We start from the raw sequence: 12737 nt of genomic DNA, 5'->3' as shown, positions 1-12737 counted from the left end.
AACCCACCGCACCCGGAGCCTTCCATGCCCAACGTCCCGTTCCTGGAAATGCTCGACGGCCGGACCATCCCGCAGTTCGGCCTGGGCGTGTTCCAGACCCCGCCCGAGCAGACCGCACAGGCCGTGCGCACGGCCTTCGACGCCGGCTACCGGCACATCGACACCGCCGCCATCTACAAGAACGAGGAAGGCGTCGGCCAGGCCATCGCCCAGGCCGGCATCGCCCGCGAGGACCTGTTCATCACCACCAAGCTGTGGAACGCCGACCAGGGCTACGACAGCGCGCTCAAGGCGCTGGACGCCAGCCTGTCCAGGCTGGGGCTGAAGTACGTGGACCTGTACCTGATCCACTGGCCGTGCCCGGCCAATGGCAGGTTCATCGACAGCTGGAAGGCGCTGATCCAGGCCCGCGACCAGGGCAAGGCAAAGTCGATCGGCGTGTCCAATTTCCGGATCGAGGACATCGAGCACATCGTGGCCGAAACCGGGGTCATGCCGGCGGTCAACCAGATCGAATTGCACCCGCTGCTGCAGCAGAGCGCCCTGCGCGACTACCACCAGGCCCACGGCATCCTGACCGAGTCCTGGAGCCCGATCGCCCAGGGCGGCGAGCTGCTGCAACACCCGGTCCTGAAGGACATCGGCAAGCGCCACGGCAAGACCGCCGCCCAGGTGATCCTGCGCTGGCACATCCAGCTGGGGCTGGTGGTGTTCCCCAAGTCGGTCACGCCGGCGCGGATCAGGGAGAACATCGACATCTTCGACTTCAAGCTCAGCCACCAGGACATGGCCGCCATCGCCGAGCTGGATGCCGGTCAGCGCCGCGGTCCGGATCCGGCAACCCTCAATTGAGCTGAAACCGGCGCGCCACGGGCGCGGAAGAGGCGTCATGGCGCCTTCGGCTGGCCACGTGCCAGCAAGGGCCTTCGCTGGCCGGCGTCGTTGGGCTCAGCCAAACAAAACCGGCGCGGGGAGGTCCCCCGCGCCGGCGATCAAACGACGTGGCGGCCAGCGCCGCGTGGTCTCAGGCGGCCTCAGGCGGCCTTGCCGACCGGGATGCGCACCGGCGTGGCAATGGCGCTCTCGCTCTTGGGCAGGGTCACGCTCAGCACGCCATCGCGGAACTCGGCGCGCGCCTGGTCGACCTGCACCTCCATCTCCAGCGGGATGCGGCGCTCGAAGCGGCCGTACCAGCGTTCGCTGAAGCGGCGCTCCTTGTCCTCGTGCGCGCCACGACGTTCCCCGCGCAGGATCAGTTCGCCATTTTCGAAGGTCACTTCGACATCCTTGTCCTGCATGCCGGGAAGTTCTGCGCTGATCACGATCTCGCGCTCCTTTTCGACCACCTCAACGCTCGGCCAGCCGGAAGCGAAGTTGCCGTTATCCGCGGCGCGGCTGGGCAGCAACTGGTCGGCCTGCCGCAACAGATCATCGAACAGGCGATTCATTTCGCGATGCAGCGACACGAACGGGTCCTGGGTTTCGCGCAAGGCCGATTGCGGGGCGGCGGCGACGCGGTTGCGGTTCCAAGGAATCAACTGACTCACACTCATGACAGTCATCTCCGGAAGGGTTTCGGTAAATGCCGACCCGGTCCGCGCGACCGTGCTGGTCGGCGAAGCCTTCCGCCGCGGCCAGGCGCACCGGACTGGCGACGGCACAGATAGGCGCACGCAGTGCATTTTCAAGCCGGCAACCAGCGAGTGGATTCAGCGTTCGGACAGCGACGTGCAACGCCGGGGGTGCACGTTCTGCCAGCGCGAGCGGTCGCTTCCAGCGGCCACTTCCCCGGGGCCACGCGGCACTGGCCGGGGGCGCGTTCAACCGGTGTTCTGCACGCCTTGCGAAACGCCGTTGACGCTGGCCACCAGCGCGCGCAGCAGGCCTTCGTCCTCGCGCCCGGCGGCGCGCCAGCGGCGCAGCAGGTCCACCTGCAGCAGGCTCATCGGGTCCACATACGGGTTGCGCAGGCGGATGGACAGGTCCAGGCGCTGGTCGTGCTGGAGCAGGGTGTCGCTGCCATTGAGGCGCAGCAGCCATTGCCGGGTCAGCGCATGCTCGGCCTGGATCAGCGGAAAGAACCGCCCGTGCAGCTCGCCGGACAGCTGCGAGAACAGCGCGGCGATGTCCAGGTCGCCCTTGGCCAGCACCATGGCGATGTCGTCCAGGAAGGTGCGCACGAACGGCCAGTCGCGGCCCATCTCGCGCACCGCGTCCTCGCCGAACTCGTCCACTGCCGCGGCCAGGCCGCTGCCCACGCCGTACCAGCCGGGAATGGTGGCGCGCGCCTGGCTCCAGGCGAACACCCACGGGATCGCACGCAGGTTGTCCAGGGCCGCGTCCTGGCCCAGCCGGCGCGAGGGGCGCGAGCCCAGGGTCATGCGTTCGATCACGTCGATCGGGGTGGCGCTGCGGAAGTAGTCCATGAAGCCGGGCGCGCCGACGAAGTCCCGGTAGGCGCGATTGCTGGCCCTGGACACGGTGTCCATGATCCTGCGCCACTGTGCCTCGCGCGGCTCGGGCGGACGTGGGCGGATGCTGGACACCAGCACCGCGCCCAGCGACTGCTCCAGCGAACGCACCGCCAGCGCGCGGATGCCGTACTTGCGGTGGATGACTTCGCCCTGCTCGGTCACGCGCAGGCGGCCATCGACGCTGCCGCGCGGGGAGGCATCCACTGCCCGGGTGGTCTTGCCGCCACCGCGGCTGATCGAGCCGCCGCGGCCATGGAAGAAGGTCAGCCTGATGCCCAGCGCGTGCGCTGTTTCCAGCAGCTCCACCTGGCCGCGCTGCAGGCCCCAGCGCGAGGCGGTCGTGCCGCCGTCCTTGCCGCTGTCCGAATAGCCCAGCATCACCATCTGGGTGTCGCCGCGCGCGGCCAGGTGCCTGCGATAGACCGGATCGGTGGCCAGCTCGCGCAGCACTTCCGGGCCGTGGCGCAGGTCCTCCACGGTTTCAAACAGGGGCGCGATATCCAGCGGTACCTGGCCCTGATCGTCCACCAGCCCGCCGCGACGGGCCAGGGCGAGCACGGTCAGCACGTCGGCGCGGCTGTGCGCCATCGAGATGATGTAGGCGCCCAGCGCGTCGGCACCGTGCAGGCGCCGCGCCTGGCTCAACGCGGCGAACACCGCGTCCAGGCGCGAATTGCCCTCCTCCGTGCTGGCCGGCAGGAGCTGTTCGCCCGCGGCATAGGGCTGCAGCAACGCGGCGCGCGCGCTGGCATCGCGTGCCTCGAAGCCGGCATCGCCCAATGCCGCGGCGAGCGCGCGCGCATGCACGCCCGATTCCTGGCGCACATCCAGCCGCGCCAGATGGAAGCCGAAGGTGCGCACCCGCCAGGCCAGCCGCCGCACCGCGAACCAGCCGGCATGCACGCCGCGATTGGCTTCCAGGCTGTGCAGGATCAGCGCCACGTCCTGGCCGAAGGCCTCGGGCCCGGCATAGCCGCGGTCCTGCTCGTCCAGGGTGGCGTGCAGGCGCGCACGCATCAGGTCCAACAGCAGGCGGTAAGGCATGTCGGCGTGGCGCGGGCGGGCGCGGGCGGCCGCCTCCGGCAGCAGCGCGCGGTATTGGTCCACGCGCCGGAGCACCTCGGGCGAGACCTGCACCAGTTGCGTGGACTGGCTGAGCAGGCTGCCCAGCGCCTTCAGTTCGGCCTGATAGCGATGCACGATCGCGTGGCGCTGCGCGCGCAGGGTCGCGGCAATGGTGCCGGCATCCACGTTCGGGTTGCCGTCCATGTCGCCGCCCACCCAGGTGCCGAAGCGCAACACGCGTGGCAGCTCCGGGGCGCTGCCGTAGGTTGCGGTGAAGGCGTGCTCCAGTGATTCGTAGAACACCGGAATGACCCGGTACAGCACTTCGGTCAGGTAGAAGCCGACATGCTCGCGCTCGTCGTCCACGGTCGGCCGCACCGGCGAGGAGTCGGCGGTCTGCCAGGCCGCGGTCAGCGCCATGCGAAAGCGCGCCGCATCGGCGGCCGCCTCGCCCGGTGTGCGCACCTTGTCCAGTCCGGCCACCAGGCTGGCCACCATCAGCTGTTCCTTTTCCAGCAGCGCCCGGCGTACCGCCTCGGTCGGATGCGCGGTGAACACCGGCTCCAGGTCAATCCGCTCCAGCCAGGCGCTGGCTTCGGCCAGGTCCACGCCCTGCGCCCTGAGCTTGAGCAGGCTGGCATGCAGGCCTTCGGGCTGCGGCGCATCGCCCTGGCGCTGGTAATCGCGGCGGCGGCGGATGCGATGCACGCGCTCGGCGATGTTGACCACCTGGAAGTAGGCGCTGAAGGCACGGATCAGCGCCTGTGCGTCGCCGGCAGGCATGCCGGCCAGGGTCTGGGCCAGGCCCTGGGTGCTCTCGCCTTTCTGGCGACGGGCGATGGCGGCGGTGCGGATGGCCTCGACCCGGTCCAGAAACTCGGGCGAGACCTGCTCGGCCAACATGTCACCGACCACCGCGCCCAGCCGGCGCACGTCATCGCGCAGCGGCAGGTCGGGCGCGGCGTACTCGGAAACCGGCGAGGATGCCGACACAGTTGCAGATGAATTCATCGCGAGAGCCACGCTGACCTGGTCACAAGGGGACTTCAAGCCTACTGCAAGTGCCACCGGCGCATTCATCCCTCGCCCTGAGGGGGCGATATACTGCGCGCCTCGCTCAAGGGGCGCTGCGACCTGACTTCGTGCCATGCACGCAACCCGGGCCAGGCTTGGCGATGACACCGCACAACGGCGCCCGGCAACCGCGAGCTTCCAGAGCCCGCCCTTGACCGGAGCACACTGCATGAACGCACGACTGAAGAGCCTTTCCACCGACGGCGACTACAAGGTTGCCGACATTTCCCTGGCCGACTGGGGCCGCAAGGAAATCGACATCGCCGAGCACGAGATGCCCGGGCTGATGTCCATCCGCCGCAAACACGCCACCAGCCTGCCGCTGAAGGGCGTGCGGGTGACCGGCTCGCTGCACATGACCATCCAGACCGCGGTGCTGATCGAGACGCTCAAGGACATCGGCGCCGACGTGCGCTGGGCCTCGTGCAACATCTTCTCCACCCAGGACCACGCCGCCGCGGCGATCGCCGCCACCGGCACGCCGGTGTTCGCCTGGAAGGGCGAGAGCCTGGAGGAGTACTGGGACTGCACCCTGGACGCGCTGACCTTCACCCTGGCCGACGGCACCCTGACCGGCCCGCAGCTGGTGGTGGACGACGGCGGCGATGTCACCCTGCTGATCCACAAGGGCTACGAGCTGGAAAATGGTTCCAGGTGGGTCGACGAGCCGGCCGCTTCGCACGAGGAAGGGGTGATCAAGGCCCTGCTCAAGCGCGTGGCCGTCGAGCGCCCGGGTTACTGGACCCGGGTGGTCGCCGACTGGAAAGGCGTCTCGGAAGAAACCACCACCGGCGTCCATCGCCTCTACCAGATTGCCGAAGCAGGCAAGCTGCTGGTGCCGGCAATCAACGTCAACGACTCGGTCACCAAGTCCAAGTTCGACAACCTCTACGGCTGCCGCGAGTCGCTGGCCGATGGCCTCAAGCGTGCGATGGACGTGATGCTGGCCGGCAAGGTCGCCGTGGTCTGCGGCTACGGTGACGTGGGCAAGGGCTCGGCCCATTCGCTGCGCGCCTATGGCGCGCGCGTGATCGTCACCGAGATCGACCCGATCTGCGCGCTGCAGGCGGCGATGGAGGGTTTCGAGGTCAACACCGTCGAGGACAGCCTGGGCCAGGCCGACATCTACGTCACCACCACCGGCAACAAGGACATCATCACCCTGGCGCACATGCAGGCGATGAAGGACCAGGCCATCGTCTGCAACATCGGTCATTTCGACAACGAAATCCAGGTCGAGGCGCTGTATGCCTGCGGCGCGCAGCGCATCAACATCAAGCCGCAGGTGGACAAGTTCGTGTTCGCCGATGGCCACGCGATCTTCCTGCTGGCCGAAGGCCGCCTGGTCAACCTGGGCTGCGCGACCGGCCACCCGAGCTTCGTGATGTCCAACAGCTTCTCCAACCAGACCCTGGCGCAGATCGACCTGTGGCAGAACCGCGAGGTGTACGAAAAGACCGTCTACCGTCTGCCCAAGCGGCTGGACGAGGAGGTGGCGCGCCTGCATCTGGAGAAGATCGGGGTCAAGCTCACCACCCTGACCAGGGAGCAGGCCGACTACCTGGGCGTGGACGTGGCCGGCCCGTACAAGCCGGAGCATTACCGCTACTGATCGACCTGCGGTGCCTTGCCGCGATGCAGGAAACGGGCGCCGCGGGGCGCCCGTTTTGCTGTTGCGCGACCGAAAGCCGCGTTGCGCATCCGGGCGATGCGCGTGCATCAAGGCCCGTGCCCGGCCGAAGACCTCGGCCGGGCACGGGCGCGTCGGACGGCCGGCCGCGTTGCCTGCAGGCCACATCGCGGCCGGATCAGGGCTTGATTGCAGGGACCTGATTGCCTGCGTGGGCGCAAGCGCCGAGAATGGCGACCACATTCCATCCCGGTGCATCCCAACCCCATGACGTCGAAAAACACCAACCTGGCCGCCATCGCCGAAGCCAAGGCCAAGCTGGCCGAAGAACTGCGCGCGCTGGAGGCTCAGGAAGTCGAGCTGCTCAGCCAGCAGTCCAGCGAGGCCTTCGAGCAGATCACCTCGCTGCTGAAGCACTTCGCCGAACAGTTCAATGCCAGGCAGAAGGCGGAAATCGCCGGTTACGTCGTGGCCGGCGCCAAGGCCAGGAAGCCCGCCACCGGCTCACGCCAGCAAGTGGCTCCCAAGTACTGGCTACCGCACACCGGCGAGACCTGGAGCGGCCGCGGACGCCCGCCGCGCGCGTTCTCCGCCTGGGAAGGCACCGCTGCCTATCACGAGTGGAAGAAGAACCATCCGGACGAGAAGTTCCCCAAGTTCCCCGGCTGAGCCGTGCCCCTACCGGCGCATGTCAAGGGAGTTGTCGCCTGATTCATGCGGCTTTTGGAGTGTTCGGTCGCTGCCGCGACGGCCGCCTTGTCCCGGTATTCAACGCCATTGGGTCGATTACGATCCCGGTTTTGGGGGTTCGGCCGCTCCAACCTGCCGGGTTGGCTTGACGTGCTTGCTGGAACAGCACATTGCGCACCTGGCTGCTGGCCATGTAGCTGCCGGACCAGAGCAAGGCCCCCTGCCCGCGGCGGCGGGTGCGCCATCTGGGGGTGCGCCATCCGAGGTCATCCAGTCCCCCGCCACGAGCTGACGCCAGAAGTGGACCTGTCTCGTCGCCTGACCCGAGGGGATTCCATGAAGAAGTCCGGTTTTATCCAGAGCCAGATCATCGCCGTGCTGAAGTGGTCGAGTTCGAGGCAACCGGCCTGCCGTTGGAGCAACTTCAAGCCCAGCTCTACCTGCGGATCAGGGCAGGGCCAAGGGCGGAGGCAAGCGGTTCATCCCGCGCGACGCCGGAGCGGATGGCGGCGCTGGCGCATGGTCAGCAGATCGCCGGTGACCACGTTGCGCACATGGGCAACCCGGCCCGCGATCCCAGGTACACCCTGCACCGCTTCAGCCACGTCCTGGAGCGGTTCGGGATCACCTGGAGGGCGCGGGGCGTCACTGCGCACGCAACTGCATCATGAGGCGCTGATCGACCACTCCAGGCAGATCGCGGGTGGGGAGCCGCCGGTCCGTGGTGGCGCCGCCGCGCCAAGAGCGCTCGACCGGCCCGCCCGCAGGCGGACCTCGGCAGTCAAGTCGGTCAGTCGTGACACAGTGGCCCCTGTAACGTGTTCATGCATTCCCCAACGGCAAATACAACGTATGCGAATTCGCCGTGGCTTCGCGGAAGCCATAGGCGCGATAGAAACCGGCCGCGTCCTTGTGCAGCGCATCCACCAGCAGCACGCGCACACATAGCTTGTCGCGCAGCCCCAGGCTACGCGCCACGGCATGCGCCAGCAGGTAGCCACCATGCCCCTTGCCCTGCTCACTGGTCGAGACGGCTAGTCGTCCCATGCGGATGGCCGGCGCCGGGTAGATGGGCAGGCGCTTTCGATCCGCCTCCTGCAAGTCAGTGAGCAGAAGCTGGGCAGCGGACAGGCTGTAGTAACCGAGGATGCGGGCCGGATCGCCGTCATCCACCAGGACGTGCGTGGTGCTGATGCCGGCGCGATGGTGCTGGGCGGCCTGCTGCCGCAGGTAGGCATCCAGCGTGGGCTCGCCACACGCAAACCCCTCGCGGTCATGCCGCCTGGATTTGAGTTGCTCGACAACGAGCACGTATCAGACCTGTAGCGCAGGCGCGAATGGTGGGCCCACCAGGACTCGAACCTGGAACCAAAGGATTATGAGTCCTCTGCTCTAACCATTGAGCTATAGGCCCGCGGGGAGCGCATTGTACCGGCGGCGCTGGCGCCTGGCGCGCGTGGAAGGCTGCTGCTGCGGTCAGGCGCCGGGGGTTGAAGCGGCAGCGGCCGCCTCGGCTTCGGCCTCGATGCGCTGGCGCAGGCGAGCTGCGCGCACCAGGATCGGCGGCGGCACGGTTTCTTCCGGGATGCTGAGCAGGTGCAGGCGCCGCAGCAACCGGCCGGCGCCACGCGAGGACGTCAGCGCCACGATCGGGATGGAGCACACCAGGCCGATGATCACCGGCGACATCCAGGCCAGCAGTGCCGGCGAGACCAAGTACGCCGCCGCGCCCATCAGCGCACCGAACAGCGACAGCCCGCCGTAGCGGCGCACCAGCGTGGACCAGGGCATGCTGCCGTCATCGCGGCGCTGCGCGTCCCAGCCCGAGTCGCGCCCGGCCAGCACTTCGGCCACGCCACGCGATTGCACGTACATCACGATCGGCGCCATCAGCGCGGCCAGCACGCTCTCCACCAGGATGCTCACGACCATGCGCAGCGCGCCACCGCAGCCGCGGCGCACCTGGGGATCGGCCAGCGCGGCCAGGTAACCCATCACCTTGGGCGCGAACAGCGCGAACATCGTGGCAAGGAACACGTAGACGATGCGCTCGGGGTCCAGCGATCGCCAGTAGGACATCGGCGAGAAATGCTCCAGCGCCTGCAGGCTGACCAGCGCCCCGGCCTGTTCCAGCGGGATGGCGATGCCGATCAGCAGCATCATGGCCCACATCGGCGCGGTGAAGTAATGGCCGATGCCGATCATGAAATGGGTGCGGCTGATCCAGTGCAGGCCACGTGCGGGCAGCACCGCGATATGCTGGATGTTGCCCTGGCACCAGCGGCGATCGCGCACCAGCAGGTCGGTCAGCGACGGTGGGCCTTCCTCGAAACTGCCGCCCAGTGCCGGGGTCATGTGGCAGGCCCAGCCACCGCGGCGGATCAGCGCGGCCTCGACGAAATCATGGCTGAGCACGTGCCCCCGGAACGGCCTGATGCCGCCCAGCTTGGGCAGGCCGGCGTGGTCGGCGAAGGCCTTGGTGCGGATGACCGCATTGTGGCCCCAGTAGTTGCTCTCGGTGCCGTGCCACCAGGCCACGCCGTGGGCGACTACCGGGCCGTACACGCGCCCGGCAAACTGCTGCATGCGTGCGAACAGGGTGCTGCCGTTGACGATCAGCGGCAACGACTGGATCAGGCCCACGTCCGGGTGCTGCTCCATGCCCCAGGCCAGGCGCACGATGGTATCGCCGGTCATCAGGCTGTCCGCGTCCAGGATCAGCATCTGCGGGTAGGCGGCGCCAAACCGGCGCACCCACTCGGCAATATTGCCGGCCTTGCGCTCGACGTTGTCGGCGCGGTGGCGGTAGTAGAGATTGGTCGCCCCGCCCAGGCGCTCGCGCAGGCGATGGAACTCGATGACCTCTTCCATGCGGATCGCGCCGCGGGTGGTGTCGGACAGGATGAAGAAGTCGAACTGCGCCAGGCGCCCGGTATCGCGCACCGACTCGTAGATCGCCTGCAGGCCGGCCATCAGCCGCTGTGGCTCCTCGTTGTAGGTGGGCATCAACAGGGCGGTGCGCACGCTCGGGGTGGGCAGCGGATCCTCCGGGCGCAGGCCCAGCCGTCGCCGACGCCTGGTGACGATCAGCACGAAGCCGGCCAACGCGCTGACGAACGACAGCGCCACCCAGGCGAACAGCAGCGTGAACAGGGCGAGGAACACCACCTCCAGCACGCCCAGTCCGTCGGTGGCCATCACCCGGAACATCTGGTACAGCGCCACCAGGGTGATCGCCGCGGTCCCGCCGAAGATGTAGACCCGGCGCGCGACCATGTTGGGCGGCGCCGAGGGCATCGGCGGATTCTGCAGCTTGCCGGCGCGCAGCGACTGCTGCGGCATCGGCAGCGGCGCCGGCGGCGGCATCAGTTCGTAGGCCACCGCTTCTTCGCTGATGGGCGGCTCGACCTGCCAGACGTTGATGGGCGCGACGGTCTTCATTGGGTCCAGCACGGCGGCCGGTACTCCATGACAGGGGGAAGGGCGGCCGCGGCGACAGCGCATGGCAAGGACACCGGCAGCTGCCGGCGCGGCATCGCGATGCGGGCGCCTGGCGTCCGGGCCAGGTTCAAGGATGGGTTCAAGGACGCAATGACAGCGGGGGCATGGCTGCAAGAATACAGCTGCAGTGCAACAACCGCCGTGGACAGCTCAGGGCCGCGGCAGCACGACCTGGATGAAGTGGGGCCGGTGGGCCGTGTCGGGGACACCGGCCGCCGCGGCGTGGCGGCGGTGGCGGTGAAGGCTTCGCATCGGCGCACGCGTTTTCCTCAAGGTGGGGGGCAACGCCTGCCGATGCTACTGCGCGATGCGTTAGCGTCCGGGCGTGGCGCCCATGGCCTGGGATGACAGAACCGGCCGGCCATCACGCAACAGGCCCGCCGATGGCGGGCCCGTGCGGACGGCAAGCCTTGCTCGCAAGGAATGCGTTCAGAGGATCAATCGATGTCCAGGAAGCTGCGCAGGGTTTCCGAACGCGAGGGGTGACGCAGCTTGCGCAGGGCCTTGGCCTCGATCTGGCGGATGCGCTCGCGGGTGACATCGAACTGCTTGCCGACCTCCTCCAGGGTGTGGTCGGTGTTCATGTCGATGCCGAAGCGCATGCGCAGCACCTTGGCTTCCCGCGGGGTCAGGCCCGCGAGCACGTCGCGCACCGTTTCCATCAGGTTGATGTTGGTGGTGTTCTCCACCGGGGACTCCACGTTGGTGTCCTCGATGAAATCGCCCAAGTGCGAATCCTCGTCGTCGCCGATCGGGGTTTCCATGGAGATCGGTTCCTTGGCGATCTTCATGACCTTGCGGATCTTGTCCTCGGGCATGTCCATCTCCTTGGCCAGCTCCTCCGGCGTGGCCTCGCGGCCGTACTGCTGGAGCATCTGCCGGGAAATGCGGTTGAGCTTGTTGATCGTCTCGATCATGTGCACCGGGATGCGGATGGTGCGCGCCTGGTCGGCGATCGAGCGGGTGATGGCCTGGCGGATCCACCAGGTGGCGTAGGTGGAGAACTTGTAGCCGCGCCGGTATTCGAACTTGTCCACCGCCTTCATCAGGCCGATGTTGCCTTCCTGGATCAGGTCCAGGAACTGCAGGCCGCGGTTGGTGTACTTCTTGGCAATGGAGATCACCAGGCGCAGGTTGGCCTCGACCATTTCCTTCTTGGCCTTGCGTGCCTTGGCCTCGCCATAGGCCATCTGCCGGCTGATGTCCTTCAGCTCGGCCAGGCTCATGAACATCGCCTGCTCCACCGCGATGGTGGCCCGCTGCTCGGCGATGATCTGGTCCTTGACCTCACGCAGGCCGGAAGACCACTTCTGCTTGCGCTTGAGGGCTTCGTCGACCCATTCCAGGTTGGTCTGGTTGCCTTCCCACGAACGGATGAAGTCCTTGCGTGGCATCTTGGCAGTGACCGTGGACAGGTGCAGCACCCGGCGCTCCTGGTCCTTGATCTGCTGCAGCACCTCGCGCACGTTCTTGACCAGGGTGTCGGTCAGCGCCAGCGGCAGCTTGAGGGTCACGAACATGTCGGCCATTTCCGCGCGCAGCTTGGCCCCGGCCTTGTTGTCGGCACCGGCCTTGGCGTAGCCCTTCTTGAACTTGGCCAGGGTCGAGGCCAGCACCTCCATGCGCCGGGCGACTTCCTCCGGATCCGGACCGGTCGGGCCGGCCTCTTCCTCGGCAGCATCCTCATCGACTTCCTCGTCGACGCTCTCGGCATCGGCCTCGTCGGTGGCGTCGACCGCATCGGCGACGACGGCCGGCGGTTCCGGCTCGTCGACCTGGTCGTTGAAGCCCACGATCACTTCGGCCAGACGCTTCTTGCCGGCCTTGTGCAGCTCGTAGTCTTCCAGAACGCTTTCGATGATGGACGGCAGCAGGCCCAGCGAGGCCTGGACCTTGCCCAGGCCTTCCTCGATGCGTTTGGCGATGGCGATTTCGCCCTCGCGGGTCAGCAGTTCGACCGTGCCCATCTCGCGCATGTACATGCGCACCGGATCGGTGGTGCGGCCGCCTTCGGTATCCAGCGAGGTCAGCGCGGCAGCGGCTTCCTCAGCGGCGGTCTCGTCGACCTCGCGATTGCCCGAGGCCTCGCCGGCCAGCAGCAGGGTCTCGGCGTCCGGGGCCACTTCATGGACAGCGATGCCCATGCCGTTGATCATGCCGATGATGTCTTCGATCTGCTCCGGGTCGACCATGTCGTCGGGCAAGTGATCATTGACCTCGGCATAGGTCAGGTAGCCTTGTTCGAGGCCTTTGCTGATCAACAGCTTGATGTCGGATGCCTGGGCAGGACGTTCGTTGGCCAT

The 12737-nt window shown here is 67.6% G+C and carries 9 protein-coding genes, 1 tRNA gene and 1 riboswitch; of the genes, 4 read left to right on the top strand and 6 right to left on the bottom strand.

Features of this window, described 5'->3' with window-relative positions; genetic code table 11:
• Window positions 1–24: 24 nt before the first annotated feature.
• Window positions 25–852: an aldo/keto reductase gene (locus DSC_RS03685; RefSeq protein WP_014159786.1), complete on the top strand. Its 828-nt coding sequence runs from the start codon at window positions 25–27 to the stop codon at window positions 850–852.
• 182 nt (window positions 853–1034) lie between these two features.
• Here DSC_RS03685 and DSC_RS03680 read toward each other — a convergent pair whose 3' ends face one another.
• Window positions 1035–1553, bottom strand: a complete 519-nt coding sequence (locus DSC_RS03680) for an Hsp20/alpha crystallin family protein (RefSeq protein WP_043290381.1) — start codon at window positions 1551–1553, stop codon at window positions 1035–1037.
• Window positions 1554–1820: 267 nt separating this feature from the next.
• Entirely contained in the window at window positions 1821–4550 is a 2730-nt protein-coding gene (gene ppc, locus DSC_RS03675; RefSeq protein ID WP_043290380.1) for a phosphoenolpyruvate carboxylase, read from the bottom strand.
• A gap of 101 nt (window positions 4551–4651) precedes the next feature.
• Window positions 4652–4743: riboswitch (S-adenosyl-L-homocysteine riboswitch) on the top strand.
• Window positions 4744–4782: 39 nt separating this feature from the next.
• Here ppc and ahcY point away from each other — a divergent pair.
• The 3 genes from ahcY (at window position 4783) to DSC_RS03660 (ending at window position 7604) form a co-directional block, all read left to right on the top strand.
• A complete protein-coding gene (gene ahcY / locus DSC_RS03670; protein ID WP_014159783.1) occupies window positions 4783–6225 on the top strand; it encodes an adenosylhomocysteinase in 1443 nt (480 codons plus the stop codon).
• 285 nt (window positions 6226–6510) lie between these two features.
• A complete protein-coding gene (locus tag DSC_RS03665; RefSeq protein WP_014159782.1) occupies window positions 6511–6912 on the top strand; it encodes an H-NS histone family protein in 402 nt (133 codons plus the stop codon).
• A 404-nt stretch (window positions 6913–7316) separates the two neighbouring features.
• Complete coding sequence (locus tag DSC_RS03660; RefSeq protein WP_014159781.1) at window positions 7317–7604, top strand: hypothetical protein; 288 nt, start codon at window positions 7317–7319, stop codon at window positions 7602–7604.
• A 151-nt stretch (window positions 7605–7755) separates the two neighbouring features.
• Here the strand turns inward: DSC_RS03660 and DSC_RS03655 are convergent, their stop codons facing one another.
• The 4 genes from DSC_RS03655 to rpoD form a co-directional block, all read right to left on the bottom strand.
• Entirely contained in the window at window positions 7756–8244 is a 489-nt protein-coding gene (locus tag DSC_RS03655) for a GNAT family N-acetyltransferase (RefSeq protein WP_014159780.1), read from the bottom strand.
• 27 nt (window positions 8245–8271) lie between these two features.
• Window positions 8272–8347: transfer RNA gene (locus DSC_RS03650), tRNA-Ile, on the bottom strand.
• A 62-nt stretch (window positions 8348–8409) separates the two neighbouring features.
• Window positions 8410–10374, bottom strand: a complete 1965-nt coding sequence (mdoH, locus tag DSC_RS03645; RefSeq protein WP_014159779.1) for a glucans biosynthesis glucosyltransferase MdoH — start codon at window positions 10372–10374, stop codon at window positions 8410–8412.
• A gap of 497 nt (window positions 10375–10871) precedes the next feature.
• A complete protein-coding gene (rpoD, locus tag DSC_RS03640; RefSeq protein ID WP_014159778.1) occupies window positions 10872–12737 on the bottom strand; it encodes an RNA polymerase sigma factor RpoD in 1866 nt (621 codons plus the stop codon).

Origin of the sequence: Pseudoxanthomonas spadix BD-a59, from assembly GCF_000233915.3 — a bacterium.
Lineage (GTDB): Bacteria > Pseudomonadota > Gammaproteobacteria > Xanthomonadales > Xanthomonadaceae > Pseudoxanthomonas_A > Pseudoxanthomonas_A spadix.
This window is presented reverse-complemented; position numbering and strand designations above follow the sequence as displayed.

Bases quoted from the DNA above. Each gene is read 5' to 3' on its own strand.
- DSC_RS03680 (WP_043290381.1), bottom strand. From the start codon at position 1,553: ATGAGTGTGAGTCAGTTGATTCCTTGGAACCGCAACCGCGTCGCCGCC.
- ahcY (WP_014159783.1), top strand. From the start codon at position 4,783: ATGAACGCACGACTGAAGAGCCTTTCCACCGACGGCGACTACAAGGTT.
- mdoH (WP_014159779.1), bottom strand. From the start codon at position 10,374: ATGAAGACCGTCGCGCCCATCAACGTCTGGCAGGTCGAGCCGCCCATC.
- DSC_RS03685 (WP_014159786.1), top strand. From the start codon at position 25: ATGCCCAACGTCCCGTTCCTGGAAATGCTCGACGGCCGGACCATCCCG.
- rpoD (WP_014159778.1), bottom strand. From the start codon at position 12,737: ATGGCCAACGAACGTCCTGCCCAGGCATCCGACATCAAGCTGTTGATC.
- ppc (WP_043290380.1), bottom strand. From the start codon at position 4,550: ATGAATTCATCTGCAACTGTGTCGGCATCCTCGCCGGTTTCCGAGTAC.
- DSC_RS03665 (WP_014159782.1), top strand. From the start codon at position 6,511: ATGACGTCGAAAAACACCAACCTGGCCGCCATCGCCGAAGCCAAGGCC.